The organism is Pseudaquabacterium pictum, from assembly GCF_005403045.1.
GTDB classification, from domain to species: Bacteria; Pseudomonadota; Gammaproteobacteria; order Burkholderiales; family Burkholderiaceae_C; genus Pseudaquabacterium; species Pseudaquabacterium pictum.
In genome coordinates this window covers 44672-61749 of sequence record NZ_BJCL01000002.1, presented here as the reverse complement: position 1 = coordinate 61749, position 17078 = coordinate 44672, and the positions used below count along the sequence as shown (strand labels likewise).

Below are 17078 nucleotides of genomic sequence, written 5' to 3'. Positions count from 1 at the left end.
CGCTCAGACCAGCCGGAAGGTCACCGACCCCAGCGGCCCGTAGTCGGCATGGAAGCTGTCGCCCGCCACCGCCGTGGTCGGCCGGGTGAACGAGCCGGCCAGCACCACGTCCCCAGCGTTCAGCTGCTCGCCGTGCGGGGCGATCTTGTTGGCCAGCCAGGCCACGCCGTTGGCCGGGTGGTTCAGCACCGCGGCGGCCAGGCCGGTCTCTTCCACCACGCCGTTCTTGTGCAGCAGCGCGCCCACCCAGCGCAGGTCCACCGCGTCGGGCTTGACCGGCCGGCCGCCCAGCACGATGCCGGCATTGGCGGCGAAATCGCTGATGGTGTCGAACACCTTGCGCGGCGCCTTGGTCTCGCGGTCGAACTGCTCGATGCGGGCGTCGATGATCTCGATGGCCGGCACCACGTAGTCGGTGGCGCGCAGCACGTCGAACAGCGTGGCCCGCGGGCCGTGCAGCGGCCGGCCCAGCACGAAGGCCAGTTCCACCTCGATGCGCGGCGCGATGAAGCGGTTGAACGGGATGTCGGTGCCGGCCTGGAAGAACATGTCGTCCATCAGCGGCGCGTAGTCGGGCTCGTCGATCTGGCTGGACAGCTGCATCGCCCGCGAGGTCAGGCCGATCTTGCGGCCCAGGATGCTGCGGCCGTCGGCCAGTTCCAGCGCCACCCAGGCGCGCTGGATGGCATAGCCGTCGTCGATGGTCATGCCCGGATGCCGGGCCGAGAAGTGGCGCAGCGCGGTGCGGGTCTTGCGCGCCTGGTACAGCTCGCGCGCCAGGGCCTGGATGGTGTCGATGGGCAGCATGTGGTTGCTCCGTTCAAAGCCGTGTGGCGACGCGGCTGAAGCCGTCAGCCGCCGAGGCCTGGGCGGCGGGGATGGCGCGGCCGTCCTGCGGCGTCACCGGGAACAGCGCGTTGATCTGCCCGGTGCCCGAGGCGCCGAAGTAGGGCGTCAGCACCTCCACCGGCGCGTCGTAGGCGCTCCAGCCCAGGGCGCCCAGCAGCATCGCGGTGTCGTGCATGAAGCCTTCACCGTGGCCCTTGGCCGCGTACTCGGGCAGCATGGCGCAGAAGTCGGCCCAGTCCTGCTGCCGACCCGATTGCCAGAGGCGCACCACGTCGCGGTCCAGCCGCTCCAGCAGCGGGCTCCACAGCTTGAAGGCGTATCCCGGCGCCAGGCCGTTTTGGGCGAAGCGGTGGCTCAGCGAGCCACTGGCCAGGAAAGCGACGGTGCCGTCGTAGTGCTGCTCCACCGCCTGGCGGAAGGCCCAGCCCAGCCGGGCCGAATCATTCAGGTAGTGCGCCATGCACAGCGCCGAGACGCTGACCGCCTTGAAGTGCTGGTCGGCATTCATGTAGCGCAGCGGCACCAGGGTGCCGTACTCGGGCGCCAGCGTGGTGGCGTCGTGCGCCAGGGTCTCCACGCCGTGGTCGCTGGCCACCCGGGCCAGCAGCCGGCCCAGCACCGGGTTGCCAGGGGATTCGTATGCCAGGTTGCTGATGAAGTGCGGCAGCTCGTTGCTGGTGTAGCTGCCCTTGAAGTGCGGCGCGCAGTTGACGTGGTAGCTGGCATTGACCAGCCAGTGGGTGTCGAACACCACCAGCGTGTCCACGCCCAGCGCCTTGCAGCGGCGGGCGATCTCGGCGTGGCCGTCGATCGCGTCCTGCCGGGTGCCGTGGCGCGGGCCGGGCAGCTCGCTCAGGTACATCGACGGCACATGGGTGATCTTGGCGGCCAGCGCCAGCGTGCCCATCGTCATGCCCCCCAGTGCGGGATGTGGTGGCTGCCCATCGACACCGCGATGTTCTTGGGCTCCAGGAACACCTCGTAACTCCAGGTGCCGCCTTCGCGGCCGGTGCCGCTGGCCTTGGTGCCGCCGAAGGGCTGGCGCAGGTCGCGCACGTTCTGGCTGTTGACGAAGCACATGCCGGCCTCGATGCCCGCGGCCACACGGTGGGCGCGGCCCAGGTTTTCGGTCCACACATAGCTGCTCAGGCCGTATGGGATGTCATTGGCGATGCGCACCGCGTCGGCCTCGTCGTCGAACGGGATCAGGCAGGCCACCGGGCCGAAGATCTCTTCCTGCGCGATGCGCATGCGGTTGTCGACATCGGCAAACACCGTGGGCCAGACGAAGTTTCCGCGCTGCAGATCACCCGCCAGCGCCGGCGCGTACGACGGCCGGTCCACGCCGCCGCACAGCAGCGTGGCGCCTTCCTTGGGGCCCAGGTCGATGTAGCTGCGCACCTTGGCCAGGTGGGCTTGGCTGATCATCGGGCCGACCAGGCTGGCCTCGTCCAGCGGGTCACCCACGGTGATGCGGCGGGCGCGTGCGGCGAACTTCTCGGCAAAGTCGGCATAGATGCTGCGTTGCACCAGGATGCGGCTGCCGGCGGTGCAGCGCTCGCCGTTGTTGCTGAAGACCATGAACACCGCGGCGTCCAGCGCGCGCGGCAGGTCGGCGTCGTCGAAGATGACGAACGGGCTCTTGCCGCCCAGCTCCATGCTGAACTTCTTCAGCCCGGCGGTCTGGATGATGCGGTTGCCGGTGGCGGTGCTGCCGGTGAAGCTGATGGCGCGCACATCGGGGTGGCCGCACAGCGGCTCGCCTGTGGCGCGGCCGGTGCCGTGCACGATGTTCAGCACGCCCGCCGGAATGCCGGCCTCCAGCGCCAGCTGGCCCAGGCGGTCGGCCGTCATCGGGCTCAGCTCGCTCATCTTCAGCACCGCGGTGTTGCCGAAGGCGAGGCACGGCGCCACCTTCCAGGTCGCCGTCATGAAGGGCACGTTCCAGGGGCTGATCAGCGCGCACACACCCACCGGGTGGAACAGGGTGTAGTTCAGGTGGGTGGGTGTGGGGTAGGTGTGGCCATCCACCCGGGTGCACATCTCGGCGAAGTAGTGGAAGTTGTCGGCCGCGCGCGGCACCAGCTGCTTGCCGGTCTGGCTGATGGTCTGGCCGGTGTCCTGCGTCTCGGTGCGGGCGATCTCGGGCACATGCCTGGTGATCAGGTCGCCCAGCTTGCGCATCAGCGCGGCGCGCTCGGTGGCCGGGCGGGCTGCCCAGGCGGGGAAGGCGGCCCTGGCGGCGGCGACGGCGGCGTTCACTTCGTCGGCGCCGCCGGCGGCCACCTCGGCCAGCACGGCCTGGGTGGCGGGGTTCACGGTCTCGAGGCTGTCGCGGCTGTCGACCGCGCGGCCGTTGATCAGGTGCTGGATGCGCATGGGAAGGGTCCTAACGTCCGAAGATGGCGTCGCCGACGATGTGGTTGACCAGCCGGCCGATGCCGTCGATCTCGCAGACCACTTCATCGCCTTCGCTGACATTGACCACGCCGTCGGGCGTGCCGGTGAGGATCACATCGCCCGGCTGCAGGCTCATGAAGCTGCTGAGGTACTCGATCAGCGCCGGGATGCGGTGGATCATCTGCGCGGTGCTGCCCTGCTGGGTGACGCGGCCGTTGACCAGCGTGCGCAGCTGCAGCGCATGCGGATCGGGCACCAGCTCGGCCGGCACGAACCACGGGCCCAGCGCGGTGCCGCCGTCGCGGTTCTTCACCCGCAGGTTGGGGCGGTACCAGTTCTCCAGGTGGTCGCGCACCGCGTAGTCGTTGCAGACGGTGTAGCCGGCCACATGGGCCATGGCATCGGAACCGCGCACGTTGCGCGCAGGCCGGCCGATCACCACCGCCAGTTCGCATTCATAGTGCATGAAGGCCACGCCGGCCGGCCGGCGGGTGGCGCCCTGGTGGCCGACCAGGCTGCCCGGGCCCTTCAGGAAGACCAGGGGCTCGTCCTGGGTGGTGACGGTCAGCTCCTTGGCCAGCTCCTTCACATGGTCGGCGTAGTTCAGGCCCAGGGCGATGATGCTGCCCACGTCGAACGGCGGCAGCCAGACCACGTCGGCCTCGGCCACGGTGCGGCCGTCGGCCAGGCGCAGGCGGGCGGTGCTGTCGCCGTCGACCGGCGTGGCGGTGTGGATGGCGCCGCTGTGGGCGACCCGTGCGGTCTTCATGCGGCCTCCGCCACCAGGGTGTTGTGCAAGCGGCCGACGCCGGGCATGTCGACCACCATGGCCTGGCCGGGCGCGGCCAGCGGTGCATCGGCCGGGATGCCCAGCAACAGCACGTCGCCGGGCTGCAGGGTCATGAAGTCGGTGACGTCGGCCAGCAGCTGGGCCACGCCGCGCACCCGGCCGCTGGTGTGGCCCTGCCACACCACCGCACCGTCCAGCGCCAGGGTGATGGCCAGCGCATCGGGGTCGGCCACCGCGCCGGCCGGCACCGCCGGGCCCAGCGGGCAGAACCCGTCGCGGGCCATCTGGCGCACAGCGGGGCGGTAGTGGCTGCTGATCGGCAGGCTCAGGTCGTTGGCCACCAGGTAGCCGGCGATCCAGTCCAATGCGCTCGCTGCGGGCACGCGGCAGGCGGTGCGGCCGATCACCAGGCCCAGACCGGGGCCGGTGCGCAGCGCATCGGCGCCAGCCGGCACGCCGATGGCATCCCCATCGCCGGCCAGGGTGTTGCGCGGCCGCACGGCCAACACCGGATGGGCCGGCGGCGCCTTGTAGGGCGGCTGGTGCACTGCATCGCCCAGGGCAGCCACCTGGCGCGGATCGTTCAGCAGCGCGGTGTAGACCACGCCGCTCAGGCGCCAGGGCGCGAAGTCCAGGCGCGGCAGCGTGGCCGGCAAGTTGGTGGAGACGGGCATGGATGGGTGGATCACTAGGATGTGAGCAATCTAGTCGCTAAGATGTGAGCATGTCAACCCGTCGCAGCCCCAAGGCCGCGGCCAGTGCCGCCGGGCCGGCCTTCCACCACCGCAACCTGCCGCTGCTGCTGCTGCAGGCGCGCGAAGGCGTGATGGCGCAGTTCCGCCCGATTCTCAACGCCCACGGCGTGACCGAGCAGCAGTGGCGCATCGTGCGCGCGCTGCTGGAGCAGGGCCCGCTGGAGCCGCGGCAGATCGGCCAGGTGTGCCGCCTCTCCAGCCCCAGCCTGGCCGGCGTGCTGGCCCGCATGGACGACCTGGGCCTGGTGCAGCGCGCCCGCATACCGCAGGACCAGCGCCGCGTGCTGGTGCAGCTGACCGCGCGCAGCCAGGCGCTGGCCGCCGCGATGGCGCCGCAGATCGAGGCGGCCTATGCCGCCATCGAGGCCCACATCGGCCGCGACTTCATCGACGGCTTCTATGCCGCGCTGGACGAGCTGATCGGCCTGCTGGGCAGCCTGCCGGCCGACGATGCCGACTGATTCCGCCCACGCCCACGCCCCCGGCGACGGCCTGCCCACCCCGGCCCGCCACTGGGCGATGGCCACGGTGCTGCTGGGCATCGGCCTGTCGGTGCTGGACGCGACCATGGTCACGCTGGCGCTGCCGGGCATCGTGCGCGATCTGCGCATCAGCGAATCCGACGGCGTCTGGCTGCTCAATGCCTACCAGCTGGCGGTGCTGGTGCTGCTGCTGCCGCTGGCCATGGTGGGCGACCTGTTCGGCTACCGGCGTGTCTACCTGGCCGGCGTGGCGCTGTTTGCGCTGGCCTCGCTGGCCAGCGTGCTGGCCACCAGTGCCACCCAGCTGGCCCTGGCGCGGGCGCTGCTGGGCGCCGGTGCGGCCGGGGTGTTCGCGGTCAATGCGGCGCTGGTGCGGCTGATCTACCCGGCGCGGCTGCTGGGCCGCGGCATCGCCATCAACTCGGCGGTGGTGGCGGTGGCCTCGGTGGCCGGGCCGGCGGTGGCGGCGGGCATCCTGTCACTGGCGTCCTGGCACTGGCTGTTTGCGCTGAACGTGCCGATCGCGCTGGGGCTGCTGCTGCTGGCCTGGCGCAGCCTGCCGCCCAACCGCAGCCCGGCACCGGTCGGCACCCGCATCCCCTGGCTGGACGGGCTGCTGAATGCGGCGATGTTTCTCTTGCTGTTCCTGGGCGTGCAGCGCCTGGTGCCGCACGGCCAGCTGCCGGCGGCGCCGACCTTGGCTGCGGGCCTGATCGCCGCAGGCGTGGTGGTGGGCGTGGTCTACGTGCGGCGGCAGCGGCGCCAGGCCGTGCCGCTGCTGCCGGTGGACCTGCTGGCCATCCCGGTGTTCCGGCTGTCGATGTGCACCTCGGTGGCGGCCTTCGGCGCGCAGACGCTGGCGGCGGTGGCGCTGCCCTTCCTGCTGCTGGACGGCCTGCAGCGCAGCGCCGGCCAGGTGGGCTGGCTGCTGGCCGCCTGGCCGGCCGGCACGGTGCTGTCGGCGCCGCTGGCCGGGCGCCTGATCGGCCGCGTGCCCAGCGGCCTGCTGGGCGGCATCGGCCTGGGCCTGCTGGCGCTGGGGCTGGCCGGGCTGGCGCTGCTGCCGGCGCATCCGTCGGGTCTGGCGCTGGCCGGGTGGCTGGGGGTCTGCGGCATCGGCTTCGGGCTGTTCCAGTCGCCCAACAACCACACCATCGTGACCTCGGCGCCGGCCCACCGTTCAGGCGGCGCGGCCGGCATGCTGGGCACGGCGCGGCTGACCGGCCAGTCGATCGGCGCGCTGGTGATCGGCCTGCTCTACGGCCTGCAGGCCGGCCACCCGGGCCAGGTGCCGGTGCTGGCGCTGGGGGTGGCGGCGGCACTGGCGGCGGTGGGGGGCGTCACCAGCCTGCTGCGGGTGCGGGTGCAGACGGCCCGGCCTTGACCGGTCTGCCCACCCGGCCTGCTGCCGGCGGGTGCCGGGGCCGTCAGCCCGCGGCCAGCTTGGCCGCGGCGACCTTCCGCAGCAGTTCGCCCAGCAGCACGCGCTCGCCAGGGCTCAGGCCGGCGAGCGCCTCGTTCTCCGCCGCGGCGATCGCAGCCGTGGCCTGCCGCAGGAGGTCGCCACCCTCGCGGGTGATGTGCAGGTGGTTGGCGCGGCGGTCGGTGGCACTGGGCCGGCGTGCCAGCAGGCCCTTGCCGCTCAGCCTGTCCAGCCACAGCGCCATGTTGGGTGTGGAGACGCCCAGCGTGCGCGCCAGCACCGCTGCCGTGCAGCCTGCATTCGCCTTGACGAAGGCCAGCACCGTGTATTCCACGCGGTGCAGGCCGGTGCTGGATCCGGCCGCCGTCTCGTAGGCCTGCTCCAGGACCAGCACGGCCCGCGTCATCTGGTAGCCCAGGACGTCGGCGAGATCACCTTCCTGCAGCGCCGAGGCATGTCGACTCATGTCTGCATTGTCGGCCAGCCCCAGGCGCCCCCGCACGCCAGCTGGGTGCCACCCGGGTTTACGCCAGATCAAATAGTTCCAGGCTGGTTATATCTTTGCCGCTTCCGCCAGTGAATAGGCGGAAAGTCAATTCCACACTGGAGGCAACATGAAGCATCTCACCTGGCAGCTCACGGCGGGTCTCGCGGCCGTGATGCTGGCCGCCTGCGGCGGCAGCGACGACGAGGCTGACCTGCCCAGGCTGAGCGCGGCCAAACCCGGCACGCTGTCGGCCTGCGCGGCCCTGGCCACCAGCTTCAACTTCGCCAACACCGTGGTCGACAGTGCGGCCGACGTCGCCGCCGGCACGTTGAGCGTGGCCGGCACGGCGGTGCCGGCGCACTGCCGGGTGACAGGCCGCATGTACCCGCGCACTGGCAGCGACAGTCAAAGCTATGCCATCGGCTTCGAGATGCGCCTGCCGCAGGCCTGGAACGGCCGCTACTACTACCAGGCCAACGGCGGCGCCGATGGCAACGTGGTCACGGCCACCGGCGCCGGCACGGGCGGCGGCGCGCTCACCAGCGCCCTGCTGCAGGGCTTTGCCGTGATCAGCTCCGACGCCGGCCACACCGCCGCGCAGACCGCCACCTTCGGCTTCGAGCCGCAAGCCCGGCTGGACTACGGCTACCAGGCCGCCCAGAAGCTCACGCCGATGGCCAAGGCGTTGATCACCGCCGGCTACGGCCGCGGCCCGGACCGGTCGTACTTCGGCGGCTGTTCCAACGGCGGGCGCCATGCCCTGGTGGCCACTGCCCGGCTGGCGCAGGAGTACGACGGCTTCCTCGCCGGTGCGCCCGGCTACAACCTGCCCAAGGCCGCGGTGGCGCAGATCTGGGGCGCCCAGCAGTACGCCCGGTTGGCCACGCCCGGGGCCACCACCCCGGCACCGTTCGGTGGCACCGTCCCCGATCTCGGCACCGGCTTCACCGCGGCCGAGCGCCGGCTGGTGGCCGACCGTGTGCTGGCCAAGTGCGACGCGCTCGACGGCGCCACCGACGGCATCGTGGCCGACACCGCGCGCTGCCAGACCAGCTTCAGCCTGGCCACCGATGTGCCCACCTGCAGCGGCGCGCGCGATGGCACCTGCCTCACCGCCGACCAGAAGAGCGTGGTCGCCAGCATCTTTGCCGGCGCCAAGACCAGCACCGGCGCGGCCATCTACAACAGCTTCCCGTTCGATCCGGGCATGGTGGGCAACGACTGGGCCGGCTGGGAGTTCGTGATCTCGCAGGCGCTCGATCCCCTGGCTGCAGGGGTCATCTTCGGCGTGCCGCCGGGCTTCATCGCCAACCCGCTCACCGTCTCGATCGACAGCCTGAACGCCGGCATCACCGCCACCAACGCCACCTACACCGAGTCGGCCATGGCCTTCATGACGCCGCCCAACCCGGCCCAGCTGGGCGCGCTGAAGAACCGTGGCGCCAAGGTCATGGTCTACCACGGCGTGTCGGACGCGGTGTTCAGCTACGACGACTCGGTCACCTGGTACAAGAACCTGGCCACGGCCAACGGCGGCGATGCCGGCAACTTCGCGCGGCTGTACGGCGTGCCGGGCATGAACCACTGCGCCGGCGGCCCCGCCACCGACCAGTTCGACATGCTCACGCCGCTGGTGCAATGGGTGGAACAGGGCGTCGCGCCCGACCGCGTGGTCGCCAGCGCCCGCGGTGCCGGCAACGCCGGTGGTGCCAACGCCGAGCTGCCCGCCGGCTGGTCGGCCACCCGCAGCCGCCCGCTGTGCCCCTTCCCCAAGGTGGCCACCTACAACGGCTCGGGCAACCTGGAGTCGGCGGACAGCTTCCGCTGCCAGTGATGATGGCGTCCGCGTCGGTGGCCGCGGTGTCCCCGCCGTCGGGGAAGACGCCCACCCAGCGCGCCCTGTCACCCCCTCGCGCGTGGGTCAGCGGCCGGCGTCAGCACTGCAGCCAGGCCGGCCCGCCCAGGATCGGGCAGACCACGGCGCGGGTCTCGCCGGCGGTCGGCAGCCGGATGTCAGGCACCGCCATGGCGGCCGGCACGGCCCGTGCATCGGCGGCCACGCGCTCCATGCTGGCGCGCCAGTCGGTCTTCAGCCGCTGCACCACCTGCGCCACGGTGGGCAGGCGGGTGGCACAGAAATCGGCGCGCTCTTCGCCCTGGTTCAGCAGCTTCAGCAGGTCGTTGATCTCCGCCATCGTCTGGCAGGCATCGTGGATGTCCAGCGCCGTCACGCTGAGCGTGACGCCGATGCCCACATAGGGCACCGACTCGGCCGGGATCGCCGCCGTGTTGCGTGCGACGCCCTTTGCGAGCCGCCTGTTCACCGATGCGGCGATGACCTTGGCGCGTGTGGCTGGCCTGGGCATGCCGCCGGGCCAGGCCGTCATGGGCGGTCTGCAGGCGCTGGCCTCTGGCCGCGAGCTGCCGGTTGTCGTTGGCCAGCGTCAGCGCGGCCACGTTGGTGGCCAACAGGCCGGCCAGCGACTGGCCGACCAGCCAGGCCTTCATGCGCAGCCAGCGTTTCTGTCGGCTCGGCGCCCGGCATGGTGTCGCAGCTGCTGTCGACAGGGAATGGCCACGCAGGCCGGCTGAGCGGGCGTCTGGCCGGCTGGCGCAGCCGGTAGGCCGGCGTGGCCGGGTGGGGCAGCGTCTTGCGCGCCTGGTTCAGCGTGGCCAGGGTGATGCGCGCCGCGTCGGGCGCCGGGGGCTGGTTGGGCCAACCGTTCAGGTGGAGCAGGGCGGCCATGCAGGCGGCGAGTGGATGGGCCATGGTCGGGTGGGCGTTGCGCCTGGAGTCGTCGGATGACGGCATCCTCCCTGGCCGCTGGCTCAGGAACTGAGCCATCCGGACTTCTGCCGGTTTCTGGTCAACACCGAACCCGCGCCCAAAGAAAAAGGGCTTGGCGCGTGCCAAGCCCTTGAAATCAGATCAGATGTCGGTGGTGGAGATGAGGAGGATCGAACTCCTGACCTTCGCATTGCGAACGCGACGCTCTCCCAGCTGAGCTACACCCCCACACGAACCGGAGAATTCTAGCAGCAGGAAATCGCGTCAGCCGCGCGCCGCAGTCGCGGTACAACCTCGGCTTCCACGACACCCGGACCGATTCCATGGCTCTCCACGACGCGGCTTGGCACGATGCCCAATACAACAACCGCGCCCGCGTGCCCGAAGCTGCCACCGTGCTGCTGCCGCGCTGGGCCCAGGCCTCGGCGCTGTCGCGCGAGCGCATGACCTGCGTGCTCGATGAGCCCTACGGCACCGATCCCGGCGAAACGCTGGATGTGTTCCCTGCCCGCGCCGATGGCGCGCCGGTGCTGGTGTTCATCCACGGCGGCTGGTGGCGGGCGCTGGACAAGGCCGACCACAGCTTCATCGCCCCGGCCTTCGTGCAGGCCGGCGCGATGGTGGTGGTGCCCAACTACACCCTGTGCCCGGCCGCCAGCATCGAGCAGATCGCGCTGCAGACCACCCGCGCCCTGGCCTGGGCCTGGCGCCATGCTGCGCGCTATGGCGGCAACCGCAACCGCATCGTGGTGGCGGGTCACTCGGCCGGCGGCCACCTGGCGGCGATGCTGCTGGCCTGCCGCTGGAAGACCGTGGCCGAGGACCTGCCGCCGCGGCTGGTGCACGGCGCCATGGCCATCTCCGGCGTGTTCGACCTCGAGCCGATCCGCCAGACGCCGTTCCTCGCGGCCGATCTGCAGCTCACGCCGGCGGCGGTGCGCCGGCTCAGCCCGGCCTTCTTCCCGCGGCCGCGCGGCCCGCTGGCCGCCCTGGTGGGCGGCCTGGAGAGTGACGAGTTCCTGCGCCAGAACCAGCTGATCCGCGACCAGTGGGGCCCCAGCACCGTGCCGGTGTGCGAGGCGCTGCCCGGCCTGAACCACTTCACCGTGCTGCACGACCTGGTCGATCCGGTCGGCCGGGCCCACCAGCATGCGCTGCGCCTGCTGGGCCTGGCCGCCTGACAGGACGCCGGGCCCTGGTGCACACTGGCTGCCAGGCGCCGTACCGGCCTCCCATCCACCGTTGACCAGGAGCATCCCATGGGCCTCAAGGGAACCCGGACCGAGCAGAACCTGAAAGATGCCTTCGCCGTCGAGGCGCAGGCCAACCGCCGCTACCTGTACTTCGCCAACAAGGCCGACATCGAGGGCCAGAACGACGTGGCCGCGCTGTTCCGCTCTACCGCCGAGGGCGAGACCGGCCATGCCAATGGCCACCTGGAATTCCTGGAAGGCGGCTCGGGCGATCCGGCCACCGGCCTGCCCATCGGCACCAGCCGCCAGAACCTGGCCGCCGCCATGGCCAGCGAGACGCACGAGTCGTCCGACATGTACGCCGACATGGCCCGCACCGCCCGCGCCGAAGGCTTCACCGACATCGCCGACTGGTTCGAGACCCTGGCCAAGGCCGAGCGCTCGCACGCCAGCCGCTTCCGCAAGGCGCTGGATTCGCTGCAGGACTGAGCCGGCGGCTCAGGCGGCGGCCAGCCGTGCCCGCCGCAGCATCCGCCAGCTCTCGGCGCTGTAGAGCGCCAGCGCCGCCCAGATCAGCAGGAAACCGATGCCGCGGCCGGTGCTGAACGGCTCCTGGTACAGGAACACACCCAGCAGGAACTGGATCGACGGGCTGACGTACTGCAGCAGCCCCAGCGTGGCCAGCGACACCTGGCGTGCGCCCCAGGCGAACAGCAGCAGCGGCACCGCGGTGAACGGCCCGGCCAGCACCAACCAGGCGCTGTCGCCCCATGGGGGCTGGCCGAAGTGGCCCTGGCCGTGCGCGGCCAGCCACAGCAACCCGCCCACGGCCAGCGGCGCCAGCAGCAGGGTCTCCAGCGCCAGGCCTTCCACCGCCCCCAGCGTGGCGGTCTTGCGCAGCAGGCCGTACAGCCCGAAGCTGGCTGCCAGCACCAGGCTCACCCAGGGCACATGGCCCACGCCCACCGCCAGCCACACCACGCCGCCGGCCGCCAGCGCCACCGCTGCCCACTGCAGCGGCCGCGGCCGCTCCTTCAGCACCACGTACCCCAGCAGCACATTGACCAGCGGGTTGATGAAGTAGCCCAGGCTGGCATCCAGCACGCGGTCGCTGTTGACCGACCACACGTAGAGCAGCCAGTTGCCGCCCAGCAGCAGCGCGCTCAGGCCGAACAGCGCCAGCGTGCGCGGTTGCCGCAGCGCCGGCACCAGCCAGGCAAAGCGCCGCAGCACCACCAGCAGGCCCAGCACGAACACCAGCGACCAGGCCGAGCGGTGCAGCACGATCTCCAGCGCCGGGATGTGGGCGATCGGCTTGATGTAGAGCGGGAACAGGCCCCACAGGATGTAGGCAAGGGCGGCGGCAAGGGGTCCGGCAGGCATCGCGGGATTGTCGCGGCCCGGCCGCCCCGCGCCTGCGTCAGTGCCCGGCCGCCAGCGGCGCTGCGCCCAGGCGCTGCCATTCAGGCCCGGGTGGGGCCTGCAGTGGCAGCCGGGTCCCGGTGGCAGGGTGGGTGATCGCCAGCGTCTGGGCATGCAGCCACAGCCGTGCCAGGCCCAGGTGGGCGGCCACCGCCCGGTTCAGCGGCCCCTTGCCGTGGGTGGCATCGCCCACCAGCGGATGGGCCAGGGCCTTGAAGTGGCGGCGGATCTGGTGGCGGCGGCCGCTCAGCGGCTGCACATCCACCAGGGCCAGCCGGGTGTCGGCATGCTGCGGATGGGTGGCGATGGGCAGCACCAGGCGCTGCAGCACCTGCCAGCGGGTGCGGGCGGGCAGCAACGGCTGGCCGGTGGATGGCAGCTCGGGGTCGCGCGCCAGCGGCGCGTCGGTCTCGCCGGCATCGGCCGGCCAGCCGCGCACCAGGGCCAGGTAATGCTTGTCCACCCGGCCGGCGGCAAAGTCCGCACCCAAGGCGCGGGCGCTGTCCACATCGCGGGCCAGCAGCAGCACGCCCGAGGTGCCCTTGTCCAGCCGGTGCACCGGCCACACCGGCGCGCCCAGCGCGGTCTGCAGCCGGGTCACCACGTCGTCGTCGGCTTGCGCATCCAGCGCCGTGCGGTGCACCAGCAGGCCGGCGGGCTTGTGCACCGCCAGCAGCCAGGCATCGGCATGCAGCAGGTCCAGCCCGCCGGCCGTGCCTGCTGCCATCACGCTGTCATCGCTGGCCGGCACCATCGCGTCCATTGCCCCACCGCCCCGTCCAGGAACACGCCGCCATGATGCAGATCGTCCCCGTCGGATCACAGGCCCGCCGCGCTGCGGCAGTGGCCAGGCTGCTGGCGCCGCTGGCGCAGCTGCCACGGCTGGTCGGTGCCTCGCTGGTGGCCGTCAGCGAGGCCCTGGGCCTGCTGCGCCGCGCCACCCGGGCCTGATCCACCGTCTGCATCCGGCCGGTCACGGCTGGATGGTGCCGTCGAGGTAGAGCCAGCGGCCGTCCTCGCGCACGAAGCGGCTGGTCTCGGCCAGCACCTGGGCACGGCCCGCCAGCTTGCTGCGCGCCACGAAGGCGACGGTGGCACGGTCGGCATCCTGCATCTGGTGGGCCAGCACCTGCAGGCCCAGCCAGCGCTGACCGGGTTCGAAGTCCAGCGCCGGCGGCCGGGTGCGGGGATGCCAGGTGGCCAGCAGGTAGTCGGCCAGGCGCAGCACGAAGGCGCTGTAGCGCGAGCGCATCAGCGCCGCCGCATCGGGCGCCTGCAGGTGCAGCGGCCCGGCATGCCAGCGGCCGCAGCAGGCGGACAGGCGGGCGGGCAGGCCGCAGGGGCAGGGTGGATCGGCGGGCATGGCGCGCATGATGCCGCGTCCCGGGCCGGGCGGGCGTCCGCACCCCCGCCGCTACACTGCCGCGGCGCCTTGTGAGGCGCCCATGCCCCGCAGGAGACGCCCGATGCTCGACCCCCAGGCCAAGGCCCTGATCGACCTGATCGCCGAACGCGGCATTCCGCCCACCCATCTGCTGACGCCGGCCGACGCCCGCGCCTTCTACCGCGAGCGCCGCAGCTTCAGCCAGCCCGCGCCGCGCCCCATGGCCGAGGTGCGGGACCTGTCCGCCCCCGGACCGCTGGGCCCCATCCCGCTGCGGTTGTACCGGCCGGCCGGCGTGGCCAGCCCGGCGCCCACGCTGGTGTACTTTCATGGCGGCGGCTGGGTGATCGGCGATCTGGACACCCATGACGTGCTGTGCCGCCAGCTGGCCGACGAGGCCGGCTGCGTGGTGGTGGCGGTGGACTACCGCATGGGCCCGGAGCACCGCTTTCCCGCCGCGCCCGACGACTGCCTGGCCGCCACCCGCTGGCTGCAGGCCCAGGCCGGCGCGCTGGGGCTGGATGCCAGCCGCTTCGCCGTGGGCGGCGACAGCGCCGGTGGCAACCTGGCCGCGGTGGTCTGCCTGGCCTGGCGCGATGCCGGCGAAGCCGTGCCGCTGAAGTTCCAGCTGCTGATCTACCCGGCCACCGACATGCGCGCCACCGCGCCCAGCCACACCAGCAACGGCCAGGGCTATGTGCTGACCAGCGACACCATCGCCTATTTCCAGCGCCACTACCTTGGCCCTGACCAGTTGACCGACTGGCGCGCCTCGCCGCTGCTGCATGCCAGCCTGGCCGGGCTGCCGCCGGCCTTGGTGCTGACGGCCGGCTTCGACCCGCTGCGCGACGAGGGCCGGCAGTACGCTGACGCACTGTCGGCCGCCGGCAGCACGGCGCAGTATGTGTGCTTCGAGCGCCAGATCCACGGTTTCATCACCATGGGCCGGGTGATCGACGAGGCCAACACCGCCGTGGGCCTGTGCGCGCTGGCCTTGCGCCGCGCCCTGGCCTGACACGGCGTGGAACCTCTGCCGCCGCCGGTGACTCCACCCCCGCAACCGATGCTGAATCCCCGCCGCCGTTTCCTTGCCACCCTGGCTGCCAGCAGCCTGGCCACACCGATCGCCCAGGCCCAGTTCCGGGTGGAGATCGCCGGTGTCGGCGCCACCCAGCTGCCGCTGGCGCTGACCCGCTTCCGCGATGAAGACCGCAGCGGCGTCGCCCTGTCGGCGGTGCTGCGGGCCGACCTGGAGCGCAGCGGGCTGTTCCGCATCGTCGAATCCAGCGGCGCGCTGGATGAGCGCAGCCAGCCGCAGTGGAGCGACTGGCGCAGCCGTGGCGCCGACAGCCTGGTGGCCGGCTCGGTCACCCGGCTGGCCGACGGCCGCTTCGACGTGCGCTTCAAGCTGTGGGATGTGGTCAAGGCCGAGGAGCGCGCCGGCCAGAGCCTGGTGGTGGCCGCGGCCGACCTGCGCCTGGCCGCCCACCGCATCGCCGACCTGGTGCAGGAATCGCTGACCGGCGAGCGCGGTGTCAACGCCACCCGCATCGCCTACGTCACCCGCGCCGCCAACCGCTATACCCTGCGCATCACCGATGCCGACGGCGAGGGCGGCCAGGTGGCGCTGGCCAGCCCGCAACCCATCATCAGCCCGGCCTGGTCGCCCGACGGCCGCAGGCTGGCCTATGTGTCGTTCTACACCGGCAAGGCCGTGGTGATGGTGCAGGACGTGAGCAGCGGCGAGTACCGTGCGGTGGCCAGCTTCAAGGGCAGCAACAGCGCGCCGGCCTGGTCGCCCGACGGCCGCAAGCTGGCGGTGACGCTGTCGCGCGACGGGCCGTCGCAGCTGTACCTGCTGGACCTGCAGGGCGACAGCCTGCGCCGGCTGACCCAGAGCAGCGCCATCGACACCGAGGCCACCTTCGCGCCCGATGGGCAGAGCCTGTACTTCGTCAGCGACCGCGGCGGCGGCCCGCAGGTCTACCGCATGCCGGTCGACGGCGGCGGGCCGGCCACCAGCGCCGAGCGCATCACCTTCAACGGTGCCTACAACATCAGCCCGGCCATCAGCCCCGATGGCCGCCACCTGGCCTACGTGGCCCGCGGCACCGGCTTCCGGGTGATGGTGCAGCCGCTGGACGGCAGCGGCCCCGCCGTGGCCGTCACCGACACCAACGACGACGAGAGCCCCAGCTTCGCGCCCAACAGCCGGCTGCTGATCTACGCCACCCGCAGCCAGGGCCGCGATGTGCTGATGACCACCACGCTGGACGGCCGCATCCGCACCCGGCTGCTGTCGTCGGGGCTGGATGTGCGGGAACCTGCGTGGGGGCCGTTCGGTCGATGACATCGGCGATCAGCCGGCCCGCGGACATGGGCGATGATCGCGTGTGCGGCCGCCGGCCTGCGGGCTGGTGGTCGTGGTGCTTGCCGGCCGCTGGCCGGCGTTCGGGTGGCCTGGGCCACCGCTGACCTTGGAGAGATCATGATGATGCGTATGCGCGTGGGTGGCCTGGCCACCGTGGCCGCCTTGCTGCTGGCGGGCTGCGGCTCGACGGTCAAGCTCGACGAGACCCCGGTCGAATCCCGGACGCCCACGGCCGTCAGCGGCCAGGCCGGCGCCACTGGCAATGCCGCCACCGCCAGCGGCGGCACCGGCACGCCGGCGCCTCAGTCGCAGGTGGCCACCGTCAGCCTGCCGGGCGCGGTGGGCGCGGGCAATGCCGCGGCCGCGGGCGCCACGCTGGGCCGGGTGGTGTACTTCGATTTCGACAGCTTCGTCGTCCGGGATGAGTTCCGCGGCCTGATCGACGGCCACGCCAAGCAGCTGGCCGCCCAGCGCGGCAAGCGCCTGGTGATCGAAGGCCACACCGATGACCGCGGCGGCCGCGAATACAACCTGGCCCTGGGCCAGAAGCGGGCCGAGGCGGTGGCCAGGTCGCTGGCGCTGCTGGGCGTGCAGGAATCGCAGCTGGAAGCGGTGAGCTTCGGCAAGGAGCGCCCGGCCGTCGAAGGCCAGGACGAAGCTGCCTGGGCGCGCAACCGGCGTGCCGAGCTGAAGGACCGGTGACCGTGGCCCCCCCCCCCCGAAGCGCCTTCGGC

General features: G+C 72.1%; 19 protein-coding genes and 1 tRNA gene. 9 read left to right on the top strand and 11 right to left on the bottom strand.

All coding sequences use genetic code 11. The features are described from left to right. Positions 1–3 precede the first annotated feature (3 nt). Genes hpaH through FFT10_RS04305 form a run of 5 tightly spaced genes read right to left on the bottom strand, consistent with a single transcriptional unit; the run spans position 4 to position 4713 of the window. A complete protein-coding gene (gene hpaH, locus FFT10_RS04325; protein ID WP_137731556.1) occupies positions 4–807 on the bottom strand; it encodes a 2-oxo-hept-4-ene-1,7-dioate hydratase in 804 nt (267 codons plus the stop codon). A gap of 13 nt (positions 808–820) precedes the next feature. Then, positions 821–1756, bottom strand: a complete 936-nt coding sequence (gene hpaD / locus FFT10_RS04320) for a 3,4-dihydroxyphenylacetate 2,3-dioxygenase (RefSeq protein ID WP_137732051.1) — start codon at positions 1754–1756, stop codon at positions 821–823. A gap of 2 nt (positions 1757–1758) precedes the next feature. Further along, a complete protein-coding gene (hpaE, locus tag FFT10_RS04315) occupies positions 1759–3228 on the bottom strand; it encodes a 5-carboxymethyl-2-hydroxymuconate semialdehyde dehydrogenase (RefSeq protein WP_137731555.1) in 1470 nt (489 codons plus the stop codon). Between the two features lie 10 nt (positions 3229–3238). Beyond that, positions 3239–4018 (bottom strand): fumarylacetoacetate hydrolase family protein, encoded by a 780-nt coding sequence (locus FFT10_RS04310; protein WP_137731554.1) that lies wholly within the window; start codon positions 4016–4018, stop codon positions 3239–3241. Further along, positions 4015–4713 carry a fumarylacetoacetate hydrolase family protein gene (locus tag FFT10_RS04305; RefSeq protein ID WP_137731553.1) on the bottom strand — a complete coding sequence of 233 codons (699 nt, stop codon included), beginning with the start codon at positions 4711–4713 and terminating at the stop codon, positions 4015–4017. Before FFT10_RS04305 ends, FFT10_RS04310 begins: the two co-directional genes overlap by 4 nt. A gap of 50 nt (positions 4714–4763) precedes the next feature. Here FFT10_RS04305 and hpaR point away from each other — a divergent pair, with 50 nt between their 5' ends. Then, entirely contained in the window at positions 4764–5255 is a 492-nt protein-coding gene (gene hpaR, locus FFT10_RS04300; protein ID WP_137731552.1) for a homoprotocatechuate degradation operon regulator HpaR, read from the top strand. After that, positions 5245–6660, top strand: coding sequence for an MFS transporter (locus FFT10_RS04295; protein WP_137731551.1), 1416 nt, complete (start codon positions 5245–5247; stop codon positions 6658–6660). Before hpaR ends, FFT10_RS04295 begins: the two co-directional genes overlap by 11 nt. Positions 6661–6703: 43 nt before the next feature. Here FFT10_RS04295 and FFT10_RS04290 read toward each other — a convergent pair whose 3' ends face one another. After that, entirely contained in the window at positions 6704–7165 is a 462-nt protein-coding gene (locus FFT10_RS04290) for a MarR family winged helix-turn-helix transcriptional regulator (RefSeq protein WP_137731550.1), read from the bottom strand. Positions 7166–7313: 148 nt separating this feature from the next. On the opposite strand from FFT10_RS04290, the gene FFT10_RS04285 reads away from it, so the two are divergent. Beyond that, positions 7314–9020, top strand: coding sequence for a tannase/feruloyl esterase family alpha/beta hydrolase (locus tag FFT10_RS04285; protein ID WP_137731549.1), 1707 nt, complete (start codon positions 7314–7316; stop codon positions 9018–9020). A gap of 100 nt (positions 9021–9120) precedes the next feature. Here FFT10_RS04285 and FFT10_RS04280 read toward each other — a convergent pair whose 3' ends face one another. Together FFT10_RS04280 and FFT10_RS04275 are read right to left on the bottom strand one after the other, a co-directional pair. Then, positions 9121–9573 carry a hypothetical protein gene (locus FFT10_RS04280; RefSeq protein WP_137731548.1) on the bottom strand — a complete coding sequence of 151 codons (453 nt, stop codon included), beginning with the start codon at positions 9571–9573 and terminating at the stop codon, positions 9121–9123. Between the two features lie 553 nt (positions 9574–10126). After that, positions 10127–10202: transfer RNA gene (locus FFT10_RS04275), tRNA-Ala, on the bottom strand. Between the two features lie 95 nt (positions 10203–10297). On the opposite strand from FFT10_RS04275, the gene FFT10_RS04270 reads away from it, so the two are divergent. Next, positions 10298–11155 carry an alpha/beta hydrolase gene (locus FFT10_RS04270; protein ID WP_137731547.1) on the top strand — a complete coding sequence of 286 codons (858 nt, stop codon included), beginning with the start codon at positions 10298–10300 and terminating at the stop codon, positions 11153–11155. Positions 11156–11233: 78 nt separating this feature from the next. Beyond that, positions 11234–11656, top strand: coding sequence for a rubrerythrin family protein (locus FFT10_RS04265; RefSeq protein WP_137731546.1), 423 nt, complete (start codon positions 11234–11236; stop codon positions 11654–11656). A 9-nt stretch (positions 11657–11665) separates the two neighbouring features. Here FFT10_RS04265 and rarD read toward each other — a convergent pair whose 3' ends face one another. Further along, positions 11666–12550, bottom strand: a complete 885-nt coding sequence (gene rarD / locus FFT10_RS04260; RefSeq protein WP_137731545.1) for an EamA family transporter RarD — start codon at positions 12548–12550, stop codon at positions 11666–11668. A 37-nt stretch (positions 12551–12587) separates the two neighbouring features. After that, positions 12588–13316: a pseudouridine synthase gene (locus FFT10_RS04255; protein ID WP_137731544.1), complete on the bottom strand. Its 729-nt coding sequence runs from the start codon at positions 13314–13316 to the stop codon at positions 12588–12590. A gap of 68 nt (positions 13317–13384) precedes the next feature. On the opposite strand from FFT10_RS04255, the gene FFT10_RS27620 reads away from it, so the two are divergent. After that, positions 13385–13540 (top strand): hypothetical protein, encoded by a 156-nt coding sequence (locus tag FFT10_RS27620; RefSeq protein WP_154694077.1) that lies wholly within the window; start codon positions 13385–13387, stop codon positions 13538–13540. A 22-nt stretch (positions 13541–13562) separates the two neighbouring features. On the opposite strand, the gene FFT10_RS04250 is transcribed toward FFT10_RS27620, so the two are convergent. Beyond that, positions 13563–13961 (bottom strand): YchJ family protein, encoded by a 399-nt coding sequence (locus tag FFT10_RS04250; RefSeq protein WP_137731543.1) that lies wholly within the window; start codon positions 13959–13961, stop codon positions 13563–13565. A gap of 94 nt (positions 13962–14055) precedes the next feature. On the opposite strand from FFT10_RS04250, the gene lipP1 reads away from it, so the two are divergent. The 3 genes from lipP1 (at position 14056) to pal (ending at position 17046) form a co-directional block, all read left to right on the top strand. After that, positions 14056–14988: a LipP1 family hormone-sensitive lipase gene (gene lipP1 / locus FFT10_RS04245; RefSeq protein WP_137731542.1), complete on the top strand. Its 933-nt coding sequence runs from the start codon at positions 14056–14058 to the stop codon at positions 14986–14988. Between the two features lie 48 nt (positions 14989–15036). Beyond that, positions 15037–16323 (top strand): Tol-Pal system beta propeller repeat protein TolB, encoded by a 1287-nt coding sequence (gene tolB / locus FFT10_RS04240; protein WP_137731541.1) that lies wholly within the window; start codon positions 15037–15039, stop codon positions 16321–16323. Positions 16324–16461: 138 nt separating this feature from the next. Further along, positions 16462–17046 (top strand): peptidoglycan-associated lipoprotein Pal, encoded by a 585-nt coding sequence (pal, locus tag FFT10_RS04235; protein ID WP_137731540.1) that lies wholly within the window; start codon positions 16462–16464, stop codon positions 17044–17046. Positions 17047–17078 lie beyond the last annotated feature (32 nt).

Coding starts and splice junctions, on each gene's coding strand:
- FFT10_RS04255 (WP_137731544.1), bottom strand. CDS start 13,316: ATGGCAGCAGGCACGGCCGGCGGGCTGGACCTGCTGCATGCCGATGCC.
- hpaR (WP_137731552.1), top strand. CDS start 4,764: ATGTCAACCCGTCGCAGCCCCAAGGCCGCGGCCAGTGCCGCCGGGCCG.
- FFT10_RS04305 (WP_137731553.1), bottom strand. CDS start 4,713: ATGCCCGTCTCCACCAACTTGCCGGCCACGCTGCCGCGCCTGGACTTC.
- rarD (WP_137731545.1), bottom strand. CDS start 12,550: ATGCCTGCCGGACCCCTTGCCGCCGCCCTTGCCTACATCCTGTGGGGC.
- hpaH (WP_137731556.1), bottom strand. CDS start 807: ATGCTGCCCATCGACACCATCCAGGCCCTGGCGCGCGAGCTGTACCAG.
- pal (WP_137731540.1), top strand. CDS start 16,462: ATGATGATGCGTATGCGCGTGGGTGGCCTGGCCACCGTGGCCGCCTTG.
- tolB (WP_137731541.1), top strand. CDS start 15,037: ATGCTGAATCCCCGCCGCCGTTTCCTTGCCACCCTGGCTGCCAGCAGC.
- FFT10_RS04310 (WP_137731554.1), bottom strand. CDS start 4,018: ATGAAGACCGCACGGGTCGCCCACAGCGGCGCCATCCACACCGCCACG.
- FFT10_RS04285 (WP_137731549.1), top strand. CDS start 7,314: ATGAAGCATCTCACCTGGCAGCTCACGGCGGGTCTCGCGGCCGTGATG.
- FFT10_RS04290 (WP_137731550.1), bottom strand. CDS start 7,165: ATGAGTCGACATGCCTCGGCGCTGCAGGAAGGTGATCTCGCCGACGTC.
- FFT10_RS27620 (WP_154694077.1), top strand. CDS start 13,385: ATGATGCAGATCGTCCCCGTCGGATCACAGGCCCGCCGCGCTGCGGCA.
- FFT10_RS04270 (WP_137731547.1), top strand. CDS start 10,298: ATGGCTCTCCACGACGCGGCTTGGCACGATGCCCAATACAACAACCGC.
- FFT10_RS04250 (WP_137731543.1), bottom strand. CDS start 13,961: ATGCGCGCCATGCCCGCCGATCCACCCTGCCCCTGCGGCCTGCCCGCC.
- FFT10_RS04280 (WP_137731548.1), bottom strand. CDS start 9,573: ATGACGGCCTGGCCCGGCGGCATGCCCAGGCCAGCCACACGCGCCAAG.
- hpaE (WP_137731555.1), bottom strand. CDS start 3,228: ATGCGCATCCAGCACCTGATCAACGGCCGCGCGGTCGACAGCCGCGAC.
- lipP1 (WP_137731542.1), top strand. CDS start 14,056: ATGCTCGACCCCCAGGCCAAGGCCCTGATCGACCTGATCGCCGAACGC.
- hpaD (WP_137732051.1), bottom strand. CDS start 1,756: ATGGGCACGCTGGCGCTGGCCGCCAAGATCACCCATGTGCCGTCGATG.
- FFT10_RS04265 (WP_137731546.1), top strand. CDS start 11,234: ATGGGCCTCAAGGGAACCCGGACCGAGCAGAACCTGAAAGATGCCTTC.
- FFT10_RS04295 (WP_137731551.1), top strand. CDS start 5,245: ATGCCGACTGATTCCGCCCACGCCCACGCCCCCGGCGACGGCCTGCCC.